General features: G+C 74.3%; 15 protein-coding genes. 5 read left to right on the top strand and 10 right to left on the bottom strand.

Features of this window, described 5'->3' with window-relative positions; translation table 11 throughout:
- Positions 1-22: 22 nt before the first annotated feature.
- From V1258_RS13975 to V1258_RS13985, 3 genes are all read right to left on the bottom strand, one after another.
- The gene (locus tag V1258_RS13975) at positions 23-1,261 is read right to left on the bottom strand and encodes an alkaline phosphatase family protein (RefSeq protein ID WP_329750263.1); all 1,239 of its coding nucleotides are present in this window, start codon (positions 1,259-1,261) and stop codon (positions 23-25) included.
- Positions 1,262-1,370: 109 nt separating this feature from the next.
- Positions 1,371-2,195: a hypothetical protein gene (locus tag V1258_RS13980; protein ID WP_329750264.1), complete on the bottom strand. Its 825-nt coding sequence runs from the start codon at positions 2,193-2,195 to the stop codon at positions 1,371-1,373.
- Positions 2,192-2,452 carry a hypothetical protein gene (locus tag V1258_RS13985; protein WP_329750265.1) on the bottom strand — a complete coding sequence of 87 codons (261 nt, stop codon included), beginning with the start codon at positions 2,450-2,452 and terminating at the stop codon, positions 2,192-2,194. Before V1258_RS13985 ends, V1258_RS13980 begins: the two co-directional genes overlap by 4 nt.
- A gap of 94 nt (positions 2,453-2,546) precedes the next feature.
- On the opposite strand from V1258_RS13985, the gene V1258_RS13990 reads away from it, so the two are divergent.
- Positions 2,547-3,926 carry a serine/threonine-protein kinase gene (locus tag V1258_RS13990; RefSeq protein WP_329750266.1) on the top strand — a complete coding sequence of 460 codons (1,380 nt, stop codon included), beginning with the start codon at positions 2,547-2,549 and terminating at the stop codon, positions 3,924-3,926.
- Here V1258_RS13990 and V1258_RS13995 read toward each other — a convergent pair.
- The 4 genes from V1258_RS13995 to V1258_RS14010 are packed head-to-tail and all read right to left on the bottom strand — an operon-like array spanning position 3,911 to position 10,592.
- Positions 3,911-5,398, bottom strand: a complete 1,488-nt coding sequence (locus tag V1258_RS13995; protein WP_329750267.1) for a serine hydrolase domain-containing protein — start codon at positions 5,396-5,398, stop codon at positions 3,911-3,913. The two genes, V1258_RS13990 and V1258_RS13995, sit on opposite strands and share 16 nt — an antisense overlap.
- Before the next feature lie 9 nt (positions 5,399-5,407).
- Positions 5,408-6,055 carry an SWIM zinc finger family protein gene (locus tag V1258_RS14000; protein ID WP_329750268.1) on the bottom strand — a complete coding sequence of 216 codons (648 nt, stop codon included), beginning with the start codon at positions 6,053-6,055 and terminating at the stop codon, positions 5,408-5,410.
- Complete coding sequence (locus V1258_RS14005) at positions 6,052-9,099, bottom strand: DEAD/DEAH box helicase (protein WP_329750269.1); 3,048 nt, start codon at positions 9,097-9,099, stop codon at positions 6,052-6,054. The genes V1258_RS14000 and V1258_RS14005 overlap by 4 nt, the downstream gene beginning before the upstream one ends.
- Positions 9,100-9,110: 11 nt before the next feature.
- On the bottom strand, positions 9,111-10,592 hold the full coding sequence (locus tag V1258_RS14010; protein ID WP_329750270.1) for a MinD/ParA family ATP-binding protein: 1,482 nt from the start codon (positions 10,590-10,592) through the stop codon (positions 9,111-9,113).
- A gap of 100 nt (positions 10,593-10,692) precedes the next feature.
- Between V1258_RS14010 and V1258_RS14015 the strand changes: the two genes are divergently transcribed.
- Positions 10,693-11,454: a hypothetical protein gene (locus V1258_RS14015; protein WP_329745621.1), complete on the top strand. Its 762-nt coding sequence runs from the start codon at positions 10,693-10,695 to the stop codon at positions 11,452-11,454.
- 459 nt (positions 11,455-11,913) lie between these two features.
- Here the strand turns inward: V1258_RS14015 and V1258_RS14020 are convergent, their stop codons facing one another.
- From V1258_RS14020 to upp, 3 genes are all read right to left on the bottom strand, one after another.
- Positions 11,914-12,636, bottom strand: coding sequence for a winged helix-turn-helix domain-containing protein (locus tag V1258_RS14020; protein WP_329745620.1), 723 nt, complete (start codon positions 12,634-12,636; stop codon positions 11,914-11,916).
- 327 nt (positions 12,637-12,963) lie between these two features.
- Positions 12,964-13,251, bottom strand: a complete 288-nt coding sequence (locus tag V1258_RS14025) for a DUF1540 domain-containing protein (RefSeq protein WP_329745619.1) — start codon at positions 13,249-13,251, stop codon at positions 12,964-12,966.
- 144 nt (positions 13,252-13,395) lie between these two features.
- Positions 13,396-14,034, bottom strand: coding sequence for a uracil phosphoribosyltransferase (gene upp / locus V1258_RS14030; protein ID WP_329745618.1), 639 nt, complete (start codon positions 14,032-14,034; stop codon positions 13,396-13,398).
- Positions 14,035-14,071: 37 nt separating this feature from the next.
- On the opposite strand from upp, the gene V1258_RS14035 reads away from it, so the two are divergent.
- From V1258_RS14035 to V1258_RS14045, 3 genes are all read left to right on the top strand, one after another.
- On the top strand, positions 14,072-14,635 hold the full coding sequence (locus V1258_RS14035) for a dihydrofolate reductase family protein (protein ID WP_329750271.1): 564 nt from the start codon (positions 14,072-14,074) through the stop codon (positions 14,633-14,635).
- Entirely contained in the window at positions 14,632-15,105 is a 474-nt protein-coding gene (tadA, locus tag V1258_RS14040) for a tRNA adenosine(34) deaminase TadA (protein WP_329750272.1), read from the top strand. Before V1258_RS14035 ends, tadA begins: the two co-directional genes overlap by 4 nt.
- 115 nt (positions 15,106-15,220) lie before the next feature.
- A complete protein-coding gene (locus V1258_RS14045) occupies positions 15,221-16,525 on the top strand; it encodes an ATP-binding protein (protein WP_329750273.1) in 1,305 nt (434 codons plus the stop codon).
- Positions 16,526-16,531 lie beyond the last annotated feature (6 nt).

Below are 16,531 nucleotides of genomic sequence, written 5' to 3' on the forward strand. Positions count from 1 at the left end.
GCGCTCCCTGCGCGCTCTGCTTCTACCGGGAACTCGCGGCGACCATCCCGGCGGCGCTTGCCCCGTCGAGCACCAGGCCCATCGCCCGGGCGAGGTTGACCCCGAGATCGGCCCAGGACCCGGTGGCCGGGGCGTCCGCGAGCCCGGGCCCGCCGGCGAGGGCGGTCGTGGCGGCCGACGGGTCGCTCACGGCCCGTGGGCCCGCGTAGTACGGGTCCTCCCCGTCGACCAGCGGCCGATGGGTCGCCGAGAGGCCGAACACGGTGCCCGGCGATCCCTCGAGCACCGCGATCACATCGGTGCGCACGGTCGCGCCGACACCGTCCTCGACGGTGCGCAGCGTCAGCCGGGAGCGGCCGTCCCGCGCGGCCAGCTCGACCAGGCCCGACAGCTCCTCGAGAGCGGCGATCCGCACGGCGGAGCCCTCCTCCCGCGGAACGTGGACCACGCCGCGCGGACCGTCGGGCCAGACCAGCGCCCGGAAGCTCTCCAGGTGCGTCCCCTCGGTGCGCACCAGTCCCTTCGCGGCGAGGACCGCGTTGGGGTGGACCAGCAGGCACGGTGGCACTAAGGGGCGACCGGGGAGCAGCAGCACGCGGTCCTCGGCGGCGGGGGCGAAGGCCGCGAGCACCCGCTGCGCGCTCTCGAGGGTGTCGCCGAGGGCCCGGACGGCTGCGCGGGAGTCGGGGCCGTCCTCGCGCCGCTGCGTCCCGAGACCGGTCAGGCGCACCGCGAGCAGGTCGACCTTTTCCCGGGCGCAGGCCTCCTCGGTGATCTCGACGACCAGGGCGTCGTGCGGGACCTGGGAGAGGTGCACCCCGGCGGCGCGACGCGGCGCGAGGTGCTCGAGCACCATCCGCTCGCTGCTGGTGCGCTCGGTCATCTCCCAGCGGTTGCGGAAGTGGCGCAGGTCCTCGACGAGCGGGAGGCAGAGGGCGATCTCGGCGCCTGCGGTCGCGGGCCATTGCAGCGCGGCGGCGGATCCCCCCGCGGCGGCGACCGCGTCGAAGAGGGTGGGGGCGGTGAGGGAGCGGGCGTACCAGGTGGAGCGCTCGGCGGGGCGGTCGGGCCGGAAGGGGTGCTCGGTGGCGATCCCGGTGCGGGCCACCGAGGCCCCCGTGATCAGGCTGGTCAGCGCGGGTGCGGGCTCCGACGGGCCGCCGGGGCGCAGCTCCAAGGGGGTGGCGACGTCCAGGAGAGGGGAGAGCTCCGCGCCGGTCGCGCCGTCGATGGCGAGCAGCAGGGTGCGACCCGGTCGCATGGTGCCTCCCCTCGTCGTCGTGCGTGGTCACCGCACGCTAGGCAGGACGGCTGTCCGCAGGGCGTGCCGAGGGTGAGCGCGCGGCCACGTCGAGGTGAACAGCGCGTGCTCAGCCGCAGAGGACGTTCGTGGACTCGTCGCCCTCGAGCACCGCGGATTCCTCGTCGAGGAGGTCCTCCGCGCCGAGGCGGGGGGAGGCGAGCACCAGCCGGGCCGTCTCCTCGCGGGCGGAGACGTGCGCCTCGTCGTCGCCCAGCGCGGGGATCGTCAGCCCGTCGCCCTCCTGCATGGCGCACAGGTCCATCCCGTGCAGCGTGACCCGCAGGGACGCGGTGGGGATGGCGCCGTCGGCGTCCAGCTCCGCGCGGATCCCCACCCGGAAGGCGCAGACCCCGACCCGACGGCTCGCGGTCTCGATCGCCGTCCAGGCTATCGTCGCCCCGAGGAGGAGCAACGGGGTGCCCTCGGCCTCGCGGCGGAACCAGGAGGAGCTGATCGCGGGGCTGCCGACGGTGCGGAACCCCTCGGCGGGGCTGTGGGCGTAGTACAGCCGCTCGGAGGCCTCCCAGGCGTCCTGCAGGTTGTCCTCCCAGTACGCGGGGGTCGCGGCGCGGATGTGCTCGTAGGCCTCGGAGTCCGGGAGAGGGCGCAGGGTCTCGGGGGAGAGGTAGGCCGCCTCGACGAAGCGCACCAGCTCCTCGCGCGCGGCCGTCAGGTCGAGGTCGTCGCCGCCCTCGACGTCCTGCGCCAGGAGGTCGGCGGCCGAGCGCGAGTCCCACAGCTCCGCCTCGAGCTCGGCGAGAGGGTCGCGGGGCACGTCGGGGGAGGTGGCGACGCGCCCGGGGGAGCAGCCCGCGAGCAGGCCGGGGCCGAGGCCGCCGAGCGCGAGGAGGGCGCCCAGGTCCCGCCGCCGCGGGCCGTGGGCCGCGGTCATCGCAGTTCGGGCTCGGTGGTGTCGGCTCGGCCGGAGTCCGCGTCGAGGCGCCGACGGATCGAGGTGGCCCGCTCGGTGTCCCGGCGCACCGCCCGGTCCACGAGGTCCTTCGTCGAGTGGTCGGGGGAGTCCCGCTGGATCGCCGTCCACACCAGGAAGCCGAGCGTGAGGACGACCAGCACCGCCAGCAGGATGCCCATCACCATCCAGGAGCCGGGGACGGGGTCCCAGAACGCGTCGCCCTCGAGCGGTGCCATCGGGTCCCCTCTCGCTCCGTCGGCCCGTGCGGTGCCCCTGCACGATCCACACCAGCATAACGAGGGCGTCGGCTCCGGTTATGCTGATCACGCTATGGCTGACGTAATTGTCGGGCGCTTCGCGCTGGTGGACCTGATCGCCAAGGGGGGATCCGGGTCCGTCTGGCGAGCCTGGGATCAGAAGACCCAGGAGATCTGCGCCGCGAAGGTGCTGCGGCAGCGGGACTCGGCGGACCTCATGCGCTTCGTGCGCGAGAAGGGCGTCAGCTTCGACCATCCCCACCTCCTGACCCCCTACGGCTGGGGCGCGGAGGACGAGCACGTCGTGATCGCCATGCCGCTGGTCTCCGGCGGCACCCTCGAGTCCGTGGTCAAGCGGCGCGGGACGCTCGGCGAGCCCGCGACCGTGGTCATCCTCGACCAGCTCCTCGACGGCCTCGCCCATGTGCACGCCGAGGGCTGGATCCACCGTGACGTGAAGCCCGCGAACATCATGTTCGAGGCCCGCGGCCGCGCCCGCCCGGTCTCCCGCCTGGCGGACTTCGGGATCGCCGTGCACGAGAGCGATGTGCGCTTCACCCACGTCGGGATGGTCAACGGCACGCCCGGCTACATGGCCCCCGAGCTGTTCTCCATGGCGGAGCCCGCGCCGTCGCACGATCTGTACGCGGCGGGCGTGGTCGCGCTGGTCGCCCTCAACGGGCCGATCAAGCTGCATGACGGCGCCTTCCGCCCCGACGAGCTGAACCAGTACCTGCGCGGGGTGACCCCGAAGCTGTCGGCCGTGATCCGGCGCCTGCTCGCCCCGCAGCCGGAGGACCGCTACCAGGACGCGAACGCCGTGCGCCGGGACCTGCCGCGCGTGCCCCCGACCTATCCGCTCACCCATGCGGACGGCGCCCCGCTGGAGCTCACCGACACCCTCGACCCCCTGCCGGCGGACGCCCCGGGGGCCCGCCGCCCCGAGCGTCCCGCCCCGACCGTCCATCCCGCCTCCCTCGAGGCGATCCGCGCCGGCCAGGTGCAGCAGGGCTTCTCCTCGGGCTCCGCCTCCCCGCAGACCGGGCCGCAGTGGGCGCAGCCCTCTCAGCCGGTTCAGCCGGCGCAGCCCGGGCCGCAGCACTTCGCCCCCACGTACTCCCAGACCTATACCCAGTCGGGGCCGGGCACGGTGACCGGTCCGGGCGCGCCCGGCCGCCGCTCGACGTACATGGCCGTCGGCCTCGGCGTCGTCGCGGCTGTGGTGCTCGGCATCATCGTGGCGTTCTCTCTGCTGGTGATCTTCCCGCCCGGCTCCGCCGCGGGACCCGGGGGCGGCGCGACCAGCGACATCGACTCCGCCTTCGCCCAGGTCGAGGCGGGGCAGCCGTGCACGGCGGAGGACCTCGGGGTGATCGGCCTGACCGCCGAGGGCGAGTACCTCTCTTGTGAGGCCAGTGAGACCGGGGCCGACGGCGGCTACGCCTTCGGCTGAGCCCCGGGCTCCGCGACGGCGGTGGTCTCGAGCTGCTGCACGAGCGCCTCGCGGCGCGGGTCCATCAGCAGATCGATCCGCAGCGCCGTCCCCTCGACCGCGCCCGGCACGCTCCAGCGCAGCTGCGCGGGTGTGAGCACCTCGGCCTCCCCGATCTGCAGCGCGCGCAGGTCCGCGCCGCTCAGACCGGTCCGCTCGAGAGCGGCGGCGGCTCGGCGGCGCCGCTCGTCCCGCGGGGCGTCGAGATCCATGGTGTCCGCGAACCAGCGCTCGGCATGCTCCTCGGGGCCGCCTGCGAGCCAGTCGAGCATCGCCGCGGCCGCCTGCTCCGTGCGCGGCGCGGGAACGGGGACCCGTGGCGCGAGCAGCTGCGGGACCTCGGCGTGCAGCAGGCGCAGGGCCTGCATCGACAGCGCGGTGGCGGGGGCGTACTTCGAGTTCGCGAGCATGGTCACGCCCACCCCGGAGTCGCGGTGCCACACCATGAACGAGCCGTAGCCGGGGTAGCCACCCGAATGGGAGATCACCGTGCCCAGGTCCGGGAACTGCTCGATGACCAGCCCGAAGCCGTAGCCGCGGATCCGGTCGAAGCCGCCGTCCCGCGCGGGCAGCGACTGGTGGCGGTGGATCTGCTGCATCTCGCGGCGGGAGGCGAGGGACAGCGGACCGCCCTCCTTCGTGGCGGCGAGGAAGCGCACCCAGGCGGCCACGTCGTCGACGGTCGAGAAGAGCCCGGCCATCGCCCCGTACACGCCGGGGGAGTCCAGCGGCACGGGCTCGAAGCGGCTCGCGTCGGCGCGGTCGGCGACGCGGTGCCCCGTCGCGAGGCGCGAGGCGTCGATCTCCGCGGCGGACCACCCCGTGTCGGCGAGCCCCAGCGGGTCCAGGAAGCGGCGGCGGATCTCCGCGGTGTAGTCCGAGCCGGTGACCTCGTCGATCACCCGGCCCAGCAGGGCGTAGCCGGTGTTGGAGTACTCGAAGGCGGTGCCGGGGCGGTGGGCGGCGCCGAGCCCGCCGGCGAGCACGGCCGCGAACTGCTCGCGGGTGAGGGACTCCTGGCGGTCGCCCCAGGGGTTGTCGGTGACCAGTCCCGCGCTCATGGTGAGCAGCAGCCGCAGCGTGATCTCCGGATCCCCGGGGACCTGATCGAAGGCGCCGGCGGCCTCGGGCGCGTGCAGGGCGACGGGGTCGTCGAGCCGCAGGGCACCCTCGTCGCGCAGGGCGAGGACGGTCGCGGCGGTGAAGGACTTCGTCATCGAGGCGATGCGGGAGATCGTGCCGCGGTCCATGGGGGCCGAGCCGGGGGCGGGCGCGCCCCCGTGCAGCTCGCGATGCCCGGCGGCGCCGTGGGCCAGCACCGCCTCCTCGTGGGCATGGCCGCCGATCAGCGCCCAGCTCACCCCCGCGGTGCGGGACTCGGCGACGGCCTCCTCGACGAGGGCGGACAGGGCGGTGACGGCTTTCTCGAGCATGCTCCGAGCCTATGCCCGGTAGAAGGCGTTGATCACCGCGGCCGGACCCTCCCCGATCACCGCGGCGAGCAGGCCCGGGTCCGCGCGCGCGGGGTCCAGCGGGCGCTCCGGGGCGGGCTCGGCCGACGGGGCGGGGGCCACGAGCTCCTCGAGCGCGAGGCCGCGCAGGGTCAGCAGCTCCGCGGGCCGGGCGTCGACCGCCTCCACGAGCACGTAGAGCAGGGCGGCGACATGGCGGCACGGTCCGGGCCAGTCGAGGCAGGAGCAGTCGTGGCTCAGCTCGGAGGCGCCGCGGGGGAGCAGGGACACCTCGTGCTCCGCGAGCTCCTTCTCGATCTGCTGCGGGTACTCGCCCGCGGCGAGCCGGGCGGGCAGCTCCGGGTGGGCGCGCGCCACGGCCAGCAGCGCCTCGCGGTCCGGGCCCGGCAGCACCGGCACGTCGAGCCGCGCCTGGTAGAGCGCGCCGTCGGCGTCCAGCACGTCCCCGCGGACCGCGCCGGGGGAGACGTCCAACCACTGCACCTTCCCGGCGCGGGCGTCGGCCTTCCCGGCGCCGGCCCGGCCGAGGCCCAGCAGCGCCTCGGCCGCCTCCCGCAGGGCGACGGCCTGCCAGGCGGTGCCGATCGCGCCGCGGCGGGAGATCAGACGGATGCTCATGGGCGCTCCTCCTCGGACAGGGACAGCAGGCGCTCGAGGGAGCGGGGGTCGAGGTCCGCGAGCCAGTCCTCGCCGCTCGTGGACACCGACCGGTCGGCGAGGGCCTGCTTGTCGGCGAGGACGGCGTCGATGCGCTCCTCGACGGTGCCGGCGCTGACCAGCTTGTGCACGGTCACGTCGCGGCGCTGGCCGATGCGGAAGGCGCGGTCGGTGGCCTGGTTCTCGACCGCGGGGTTCCACCAGCGGTCGAGGTGGATCACGTGGTTCGCGGCGGTGAGGGTGAGCCCCGTGCCGCCCGCGCGCAGGCTCAGCAGCATCACCCCGGGCCGGTCCCGCTGCGCCTGGAACTCGGCGACCATCGCATCGCGGTCCCGCTTGCTCACCCCGCCGTGCAGGAAGGGGACGCTCAGGGAGTGCTCGGCGAAGCGCTCCTCCCAGTAGGGCACGAGGAGCCGTCCGAAGCTCGTGAACTGGGTGAACACGAGCACCTTCTCGCCCTCGGCGAGGGCCGCGCCGAGCACGTCGTCGACCAGCTCGAGCTTTCCCGAGCGGTGCTCGCCCTCGCGCAGCAGCGCCGAGCCGTCGTCGAGGTAGTGGGCGGGGTGGTTGCACACCTGCTTGAGGCGGGTGATGGTCGAGACCACCTTCGCCCGGCGCACGGCGTCCGACGGCCCGGAGGACCCAGAAGACCCGGCAGACCCCTGCGCCGCCGCGCTGCGGATCTCCGTCATCAGCTCGTCGACCAGGGCCTGGTAGAGGCCGGCCTGCTCCGGGGTCAGATTGACCACCTGGGTCAGCTCGACCTTCTCGGGCAGGTCCTGGATGATCGCGCGGTCGGTCTTGACGCGGCGCAGCACGAAGGGGCCGGTGACGAGCTTGAGCCGGGCGAGCGCGCTCTCGTCGCCCTCCTCCTCGATCGGGGTCGCAATCAGCTCGCGGAAGGCGGCGGCGGGGCCCAGCAGCCCCGGGTTCACGACCTCCATGAGCGCGTGCAGGTCGCCGAGGCGGTTCTCGACCGGGGTGCCGGTCAGGGCGAGCCGGTGCGTCGCCCGCAAGGAACGAGCCGCCCGGGTGACCTGGGTGCCGGGGGTCTTCACGTGCTGCGCCTCGTCGAGGACGATCCGGTGCCAGGGCACCGCGGAGAGCACCGGCAGGTCTCGGGCCAGCAGCGAGTAGGTGGTGATCACGACGTCGAGGTCCGCGGCGCCGGCGATGAAGGACTCGTCCCGCACCCGGTCCCCGCCGTGGTGGACGTGGACCGCGAGGTGCGGGGCGAAGCGCGCGGCCTCCCGCTGCCACGCCCCGACCACCGACATGGGGCACACCAGCAGGGTGGGGCCGACCGGTCCGGTTCCGGCGCTCTCCTCGTACTTTTCTTGTTCCTCCCGCTCGCGGCACAGCAGCGACAGGACCTGCATCGTCTTGCCGAGCCCCATGTCGTCGGCGAGGATCCCGCCGAGGCCGAGCCGGTCCAGGGCCCACAGCCAGTCGAGGCCGTCCTGCTGGTAGGGGCGCAGGGTCGCGTCGAGGGTGGTGGGCGGCGGGAGGCTCGGGGCGCCGGGGCCGCCGGGCAGCAGGTCCAGCAGCCCGGCGCCGGGGGAGCGGAGGAGTCGATCGATGCCGGCGTCGAGCTCGGCCGCCTCGGGGGAGAGCAGCTGCGCGAAGAGGTCGGTCCAGCGCGCTTCGCCCACCACCTCGAAGGGCGTCTCGGCCGCGGAAGCACCCGTCGGCGCCGCGCGCACGAACTGCGGCGGCGGCGCCGTGCCCCGGCGCGCGAAGGCGTCGAGGAAGCGCTCGGCGGCGCGCAGAGTGGTCGGATCCAGGCGCACCCACTGGCCGCGCAGGGCGACCAGCTCGGACTGCGCCTCGCGGATCTGCTGCATCTCCTCCTCGGTGAGCTCCATGTCGCCCACCGCGACCCGCCAGCGGAAGGTCGCCATCGAGGAGAGCCCGACCCCGGAGCCCGACGCCTTCTGCTGCTGGTCGCCCTCCTCGGCGGTGGCCCGCACCACCGTGCGCTGGCGGGTCCAGTCCCGCGGCAGCAGCACCGTGACCCCGGCCTGCTCGAGGGCGGGGGTGTCCGCGGCGAGGAAGGCCCCGGCCTGCGCGGTGGTCAGCAGCCAGTCCACGCCGGTCTCGTCGACGGCGGCGTCCCGCACCGTCGGAGCGAGGCGCAGCACCTCGGCGGAGGCCTCCGCGGCGCCCGCGGCGCTCAGGTCGCCGACGGCGCGGAGATCGGCGACGGGATGCACCGTCCCGTCGGGCTCCCTCAGGCAGGTCTGCAGCGGCCAGGCCGCCCCGAGCGGCGGCTGGAACAGGCGCACCACCAGCTCCGACTCCGAGGAGCCGAGGCGCACCCCGGGCCGGGCGGAGTCGACGAAGGCGTCGAAGGCGGCGGTGATGCGGCGCTGGGCGGGGACGTCGGCGCCCTGCAGCTCGGCGTCCTCGGCGAGGGCCCACAGCACGCCGTGCCGATCCTCCGTCGGGGCGGGGGCGGCCCGCAGGTGCTCGAGGAAGGCGGTGCGGGCCCGGGCGTCGACCAGGGCGTGCTCGAGCCCGGAGGCGTTCGGGTCGAGCGCCCGCCAGCGCAGCACGGGCCGGCCGAAGCGCTCCTCGGTGCGGACCCGCAGCGCGCGGGCCGCGACCGCTTCCCGGGCGCGGTCGTCCAGCAGCACGGCGCCGAGCAGCTCGGGCATGGCCACGAGCTCCTCGCCGAGCCGAGCGGCGGTGTGGTCTGCGACGAGGTCGGGGAGCCGGTCCGCGAACCCCTCGCCGAGCCGCTCCCGCAGCGCGTGGGCGACGGCGCCGACGAGGGCCAACAGGGCGGCGGGTTCGAGCGGCAGGGCGGGCACACGGCGCTCGCCGGTCCGCACCCGGTGCCGGAGCCGATCGGGGGCGTGCTCGAGGACGCCCGCGAGCGGCCCCTCGCGCAGGGCGGAGAGGTCCTCGAGCGCGCGCGAACGGCCCGGACCGGTCTGCTCGCGCACCCACAGGGCGGGCCCGAGATCCGGGTCCAGCACCAGGTGCAGGCGGCGCAGCGGCATGCTCGCGGGGCTCAGAGCCCGTCGATGATGAGCGCGGTCGCGTCGAGCCACGCGTCCTTGGTGCGCGGGTGGATCCGGCCCCATTCGAGGTGGGTGCCGTCCACGAACTGCTTCTCGTAGGGCACCTCGGTGACGGCGCGGGTGTGCGCCCCGAAGTGCGCGAGCAGGCGGCTGCGCAGGGACGGGTCGAACTTTCCCTTGGCCGAGTGGGACAGGATCGTCACCGCGTTGTCGACCTGGCTCGCGAGGCCCGTGGCCCGCAGCTCGTCGATCATCCAGGCGGCGGCGTTGAAGGTGTCCTCGCGCACGGTCGAGATGATGACCAGCTGGTCGGCGCTGCGCACGGCCGCGAGCCAGTTCGAGGCGCGCACGTTGTTTCCGGTGTCGATGACCTTGATGCGGTAGAAGCGCGAGAGGGTCTCGTCGAGCTCGGCGAAGGCGCGCTCGTCGATCGAGGCCATCGAGCCCGGGTCCTCGTCCGAGGCGAGGATGTCGAAGCGCATCTCGCCCTGGGGGCGCACGTACGGGTCGAGGTCGGCGTTGGTGGCCGTCGGCGCCTGCAGGCGGTCGATGCCCCGCAGCAGGTCCACCACCGTGCGGTGATGATCGGTGGGCAGACCGCGCCAACCCAGGGTGCCGCGGGTCTCGTTGTTGTCCCAGGCCAGCACGTTGCCGCCGCGGGTCACGCCGAGGGAGGCGGCGATCATCAGCGAGGCGGTGGTCTTGTGGGCGCCGCCCTTGAGGTTCACCACGGCGATGTTCCGCGGCCCGTCGAGCGGCCGACGGATCCGGTCCATCCGCTCGTTCTCCCGGCGCTCGGCGCGGCCGGGGCGCGGCGAGATCGCCCCGCCGGTCAGCTTGGTCACGAAGCCCGGGAAGCCCTTGGTGGCCTTGACCCGCGTCCGCTTCGCGGTCGAGGTCTGCAGGTCCTGCAGGGTCGGGCGGTTCGCGCCGTCCTCCACGCTGCGCGGCGGCAGCGGGCGCCGCTCGGGAAGGGGAGCGGGCGCCGGCGACGGCGCAGGCGCGGGCGCGGGCGAGGGAACCGGGGCGGGGGAGGGCGCGGGGGCCGGGGCCGGCGAGGCGGCGACGACGGGCAGGTCGTTGGTCGGCGGCTCGGGGGCGGAGGCAGCGCTCGCCCGACGGCGACCGGCGCGGTGGGTGCGCACGGCCCCGTCGAGGCCCGAAAGGTCGGCGGTGTCGTCCTGCGGCAGCGGGGCGAGCAGCGGGGTGTCGAGCGCCGGGCCGTGCACGGGCCGCTCGTCGGCGGTGCGCGGGGCGATCCGTCCGGTGGGCTCGACGCGCAGATGGTGGCGCACGTCCGGCTCGACGATCACCACGTCGAGCGCCTCGCCGTCGTCGCGGGCCGCCCGGATGAACGCCTGCTTGACCCGGTCGCGGACTTCGGCGAGGTCGGCTCCGGTGACCTCGACGGTGTCCTCGGCGAGGTGCACCGTGGCGGTGGTGTCGGAGGTGATCCGCGCCTGCGCGATCATCGATGTCCCTTCACGTGCTCGACGCCGACCGGCCGCCCTGGGGAGCCGGACGGCATGGTCCGGGGCCAACTCTACTGGGGGCAGGGAGTAGCGTGGGCGCGTGCGCGCCGCCCTGCTCTCCTCGCCTGCCCGGCCGGATGCCGACGAGGACGCGGCCGGCGTCCTCGGCGAGGTCGGCGTGCTGCTCGACGGGGCGGGCCTGCCGGAGCGCTTCCGGGCCGGTTGCTCCCACACCGTCGCCTGGTACTCGCACTCCCTCGCCGCGCGCCTGCTGCGGCTCGGCCAGGACCCCGGGATCGACCTGCGCGGGGTGCTCGCCGCGGGCATCGCGGAGGTCCAGGACCAGCATGCGGCGGACTGCGACCTCGCGGCGGGATCCCCCTCGGCGACCGTGGTGATGGTGCGCCGACGGGGCGCGCTGCTCGAGCACCTGGTGCTGTGCGACTCGTCCCTGCTCCTCGTCGATCGGGACGGTGACGTGCGACGGATCACGGACGGGCGGGTCGACCGGGTGGTCGGCGAGGAGCGGACGGCCGAGGCGGTCGAGGCGCGGCGCAACGTGCCCGGCGGTTTCTGGGTCGCCCGCCACGAGCCGGAGGCGGCCGCGGAGGCGCTGGTCGGGGAACGGCCGATCGCGCGACTGCGCACGGCGCACCTGGTGAGCGACGGGGTGACGCGGCTGATCGACCTCCTCGGTGCGCAGGACGCCGTCTCCCTGGCCGGGGCGCTCGAGAGTGACCCCGGTGCCGTGCTCACCGATCTGCGTGCGCGGGAGCGGGCCGTGCCGCCCGCGGAACGACCCCGGAAGACCCATGACGACGCGACCGTGCTGTCCGTCTCATGGCCTCCTCCTTTGGTCTGATCATGACCATGTCATGAGGATCTCCCCACGCAGACGTGGCGAAGAATTTCCTGCATTTCACCTGCGAGAACACGGAGTGTCGCGGCGTTTACAGGGCTGGCCGAAAGGCCTAGACTCAGAGTGTGCCGATCGAGCGGCGGGCGTCAGAACCCCCGCGAGTGAGGCGCATGACGGTTGGGGGTCCGTCCCCCTCCGATGCTGGTACAGTTTCGGCAGTTGAAAACTTGAGAGATGTGCCGTTCCTCAAGACCCCCCTCATGGGGAGCGGCCGGACGGGCACCGTGCCAGGTTCCCCCACCTATGGCAGCCCGTCCAGCCTGTTCGCCCGCACCCACCCCTGACGGACGACAGGCCTGACGAGCGGTCCGTGAGCCCCCGACATTGTCGGTTGAGAGCTCCGGGCCGCTCGTCCTTTTTTGTGCGGCCTGTGCAGGGCGGCTCGATCGTCTCGATCGTCCGTCAGGAAAGGATCGCGACGTCGCTGCCCGGGTCGAGGCGGTAGCCGGAGCCGCGGACCGTCGAGATCAGGCGGCGGTACCGGCCGAGCTTCGTGCGCAGCCTCCGCACGTGCACGTCGACCGTGCGCTCGCCGGTCTCCGCGGGGGCGTCGGCCCACACCGTCTCCATGAGCTCCTCGCGGGTGACGATGCGTCGCGCGCCGCGGGCCAACTGGGCCAGCAGCTCGAACTCCTTGTAGGTGAGGTCCACATCGCGGCCGTCGATCCGCACGCGGCGACCGAACAGGTCGATCACCAGCGAGTCCTCGGCGGCGAGCGAGGGGCTCGCGGGGCTCACGGCGGTGGCCTGCAGTGCCCGGCGGCGCGCGGCCTCCGCGTCCCGGCGCGCCGGGGAGTTGGGCGAGACCACTCCGGCGCGGCGCGGACGCAGCGGGCTCACGGCCGCGGCGCCCGCGGAGCGCGGCGGGAGCGCCCGCGAGGTGCGGCCGACGGGGCCGGTCGCGGCGAACGCGCGCGGGCTGTTGACCGACACGGTGGTGCGGCCGTCACGGGCGGCGACCAGGCGCTGGGCGTGGCCGCGCAGCTCATCGGCCAGCAGGGCGGTCTCGATGTCACCGGTCCCGGCGGGGAGGGTGACGCTGACGGTGATGGTGACCGCGTCCGCCGGGCGGACGGCGAGGGGACGGGCGGTCGGGGCGGTGGGGCGATCCAGGGTGATGGTCATGTGAGTCTCCGAGATGCGGCGCGGCCTGCGGCACGCGCGGCGGGCGGTGGGCCCGGGATCCCCGAGGGGGAGTGCTCCCGGTGGCACCTGGAGCCCGCGCCTTCCGGCCGGCTCCTGTCAGCCGACCCCGGAGGTGTCTGGAGCGCTCAGAGGCTCGGCTGACGATGCATCATCGGCATCATCATCATGGACATCATCGCGCGCATGGCCGAGCGGACCACCCGGGGGGTGGTCTCGCGGAGCGCGGCGATCGAGGTCATGGGCCAGAGCATGCCGCACCGTCGCCGGTGCGGCAAGAGGGTGTTCACATGGCGATACGCGGAGCCCTCAGCGGGCCTCGAAGGAGAGGCAGTCCGCGGCATCGGCCCCGGCGCCCATCCGCACGGAGTCGGCGGTGCACTCGAGGTCCCGGTTGTGCGCGCAGGCGGCGAGCTGGCAGGCGCCCACCTGGGTGACGACCTTGCTCAGCCCGCCCTTGACGTCCAGGGGGATGAAGGTGGCGCAGCTCGAGTCGTGACCCACCGTCACGGCGAAGGCGCCGCAGGCGTGATCGTGGTTGTAGGAGCAGCCGGCGACCGAGCACTCGGTCACGCGGGGCATCTCGACGGCGGTCATGGGGTCCTCCTCGACGCGCGGCCCCGGAGCGGGGCCGGATGAGGAAAGACTACGAGGAATGCGAAATGCATTCCAGCAAGGACGGCCTTCGCGAATATCGTTCCGACGGCGAATTCAAAAATGCCGGCGTCGCGGAATTCGTCGTCAGTCGACCACGCCGAAGAGGCGGTCGCCCGCGTCGCCGAGGCCGGGCACGATGTAGCCCTTCTCGTTGAGCTTCTCGTCGATCGCGGCGGTCACGACGGTGAGGTCGATCGCCGGGTCCAGCTGCTCCTCGAGCGCCTTCAGCCCCTCCGGGGCGCACAGCAGGGTCACGCAGGTGATGTCCTTCGCGCCGCGCTCGTGGAGGTACTCGCACGAGGCGATGAGGGTGTGGCCGGTGGCGAGCATCGGGTCGAGCACGAAGCACTGGCGGCCCGAGAGGTCCTCCGGGAGACGGTTCGCATAGGTGGTGACCTCGAGGGTCTCCTCGTTGCGGACCATGCCCAGAAAGCCCACTTCGGCGGTGGGCAGCAGGCGCGTGAGCCCGTCGAGCATGCCGAGGCCCGCGCGGAGGATCGGGACGACCATGGGCTTGGGGTTCGTGAGCCGCGTGCCGGTCATCCCGGTCACGGGCGTCTCGATCCGCACCGGGGCGACGGCAACGTTGCGGGTCGCCTCGTAGGCCAGCAGGGTCACCAGCTCATCGGCGAGCTGACGGAACACCGAGGAGTGGGTGTCGCGGTTGCGGAGCACCGTGAGCTTGTGGGCGACGAGCGGATGATCGATCTCGAGAACGCGCATGGGGCGAATCTACCGGAGGGCGCGGATACTGGCGGTCATGACGGTCTACCGCTACTACACCGCCACCACGCTCGACGGCTTCCTCGCCGATGAGCACGACAGCCTCGACTGGCTCCTCTCGCAGCCGACCGGCGAGCAGAGCATCCTGCCCTACGACGACTTCCTGGCCGGGGTCGGCGCGATCGTCACCGGCCGCAGCACGTATGACTGGGTGCTCGAGCACGAGGGCGTCGTCGACGGCGCCTGGATCTACACCCAGCCCACGTTCCTGTTCACCCATCGTCCGCCCGCTGAGCGGCGGGAGGGCGTCACCGCTGTCTCCGGCGCCCCCGCGGACTTCCGCGCCGCGCTCGAGGACGCGGCGGGCGGGAAGGACGTGTGGATCGTCGGCGGCGGGGACCTCGCCGCGGAGTTCGCCCGCGCCGGCATGCTCGACGAGGTCTTCGTCTCGATCGCCCCGGTCACCCTCGGGGCGGGCCGGCCCCTCCTCGGCGGGGCCTTCGATCTCAAGCTGCTGGAGCACGGCACCAACGGCGCCTTCCTCGAGGCGCGCTTCGCGGTGCGGGGGGAACGGGGTCGGGTCGAGGCGACAGCGCCGTGACCTCGCCCCGCACCGACGAGGAACTGATGGGCCTGGCCCTCGCCGAGGCCCGTGCCGCCGCCGACCGGGTGCCGGCCGATGTCCCCATCGGCGCCGTCGTCCTCGCGGAGGACGGCACCGTGCTCGCGTCGGCCGGGAACCGCCGGGAGGCCGACGAGGACCCGACCGCGCACGCCGAGATCCTCGCCCTGCGGGCCGCGGCGCGCGCCACCGGGCGCTGGAACCTCTCCGGCGCCACCCTCGTCGTCACGCTCGAGCCGTGCACCATGTGCGCCGGGGCGATCGTGCTCTCGCGCGTGCAGCGGGTGGTCGTCGGCGCGATGGACCCCAAGGCCGGCGCCGCCGGCTCCCTCTACGACCTCGTGCGCGAGCCGCGTCTGAACCACCGGGTCGAGCTCACCACGGGCGTGCGCGGGCAGGAGTGCGGGGACCTGCTGCGGGAGTTCTTCCGCGCGCGCCGCCGGCGCTGAGGTCCCGCCCGCGGGACGCCTCCGGGGCGCCCGCCGCCCGTGTCGTACGATCCTGGCCTGTGATCCAGCTCACCGGCGGGCTCGAGGCCCCGCCGCCGAGGACAGGGGACCCGCCGTGGCCGCACCGATCATCCGCGAGATCCGCTCCGACGACCTGGGCCGCCTGGTCGCCCTCTGGGACGCGACCCGCGCCGCGGACGTCAGCGAGCGGGAGCCCGTCTACGGCCTCTCCGAGGTCCTCGCCTCGGCGCAAGCCGACGTCGCCGTCGTCGCCCTCGCCGACGAGGACGGCCCGCTGCTCGGAGCCGCCGTCGGCCGCGCCGCCCACGAACAGGGCTGGATCGTCTACCTCGGCGTCCACCCGGACCACCGGGACGGCGACCTGGGCCGCACGCTCCTGGACGCCCTCGAGCGGCGCCTCGCCCTGAGCGGCATCGCGACCCTGTGCAGCCTCGTCCCCGCGGACGACCCGCTCGCGCGGGACGTGCTCGCGGGCGCCGGCTTCACGCTCGAGCACGAGCTGCGCTACGCCGAGCGCCGCATCCCCGTCCAGGCGCGGGACCTCGCCCTGCTGCGCGAGCTCGGCGGCCGGATCCTGCCCCGCGGCGCCTGGGACGCCGTGGGCGGCATGACCGCGGAGAAGGAGCTGCTCGAGCGCCGGCTCGTCATGCCGCTCTCGCAGCCCGAGGTCGCCGAGCGCTTCGGCGTGGTGCCGCCGCGGGCCGTGGTGCTCTTCGGCCCGCCGGGGACCGGCAAGACCACCTTCGCGAAGGCCGTCGCCTCCCGCCTGCAGTGGCCCTTCGTCGAGGTGTTCCCCTCGCGGCTCGGCGGCGACCCGGCCGGTCTCGCCTCCGCCCTGCGCGAGACCTTCTCGCGGATCTCCGAGCTCGAGAAGGCCGTCGTCTTCATCGACGAGGTCGAGGAGATCGCCTCCCACCGCAAGGGCGACCCGCCCTCGCCCACGCAGGGCGTGACCAACGAGCTGCTGAAGATCATCCCCGCCGTGCGCGACCAGGACGACCGCCTGCTGATCTGCGCCACGAACTTCATCCGCTCCCTGGACAGCGCCCTGCTGCGCCACGGCCGCTTCGACTACGTGCTGCCCATCGGCCTGCCCGACGCCGCCGCCCGCCACGCGATCTGGGGCCGCTACGTGCCGCCCGCGGCCGCCGCCGAGGTGGACCTCGAGGCGCTCGTCGCGGCGAGCGAGGGCCTCACCCCCGCGGACATCGAGCACGGCGCCCGCCGTGCCGCCCAGCGTGCCTTCGAGCGGGCCGTCGAGGCGCCGTCCGACGGCGAGCAGGGGTCCGGCCCGTCGACCGCGGACTACCTCGAGGCGCTCTCCGGCCTCCGCCCGACCGTGAGCGCGGAGGTCGTCTCCGACTTCTTCGAGGACATCGAGGCGCTCGGCCGGCTGTAGCGCCGC

Source organism: Brachybacterium sp. J153, from assembly GCF_036311905.1.
GTDB lineage: Bacteria > Actinomycetota > Actinomycetes > Actinomycetales > Dermabacteraceae > Brachybacterium.

Coding starts and splice junctions, on each gene's coding strand:
- V1258_RS13985 (WP_329750265.1), bottom strand. CDS start 2,452: ATGGCACCGCTCGAGGGCGACGCGTTCTGGGACCCCGTCCCCGGCTCC.
- V1258_RS13990 (WP_329750266.1), top strand. CDS start 2,547: ATGGCTGACGTAATTGTCGGGCGCTTCGCGCTGGTGGACCTGATCGCC.
- V1258_RS14035 (WP_329750271.1), top strand. CDS start 14,072: ATGACGGTCTACCGCTACTACACCGCCACCACGCTCGACGGCTTCCTC.
- upp (WP_329745618.1), bottom strand. CDS start 14,034: ATGCGCGTTCTCGAGATCGATCATCCGCTCGTCGCCCACAAGCTCACG.
- V1258_RS13980 (WP_329750264.1), bottom strand. CDS start 2,195: ATGACCGCGGCCCACGGCCCGCGGCGGCGGGACCTGGGCGCCCTCCTC.
- V1258_RS14000 (WP_329750268.1), bottom strand. CDS start 6,055: ATGAGCATCCGTCTGATCTCCCGCCGCGGCGCGATCGGCACCGCCTGG.
- V1258_RS14005 (WP_329750269.1), bottom strand. CDS start 9,099: ATGCCGCTGCGCCGCCTGCACCTGGTGCTGGACCCGGATCTCGGGCCC.
- V1258_RS13975 (WP_329750263.1), bottom strand. CDS start 1,261: ATGCGACCGGGTCGCACCCTGCTGCTCGCCATCGACGGCGCGACCGGC.
- V1258_RS14020 (WP_329745620.1), bottom strand. CDS start 12,636: ATGACCATCACCCTGGATCGCCCCACCGCCCCGACCGCCCGTCCCCTC.
- V1258_RS14010 (WP_329750270.1), bottom strand. CDS start 10,592: ATGATCGCGCAGGCGCGGATCACCTCCGACACCACCGCCACGGTGCAC.
- V1258_RS14025 (WP_329745619.1), bottom strand. CDS start 13,251: ATGACCGCCGTCGAGATGCCCCGCGTGACCGAGTGCTCGGTCGCCGGC.
- V1258_RS13995 (WP_329750267.1), bottom strand. CDS start 5,398: ATGCTCGAGAAAGCCGTCACCGCCCTGTCCGCCCTCGTCGAGGAGGCC.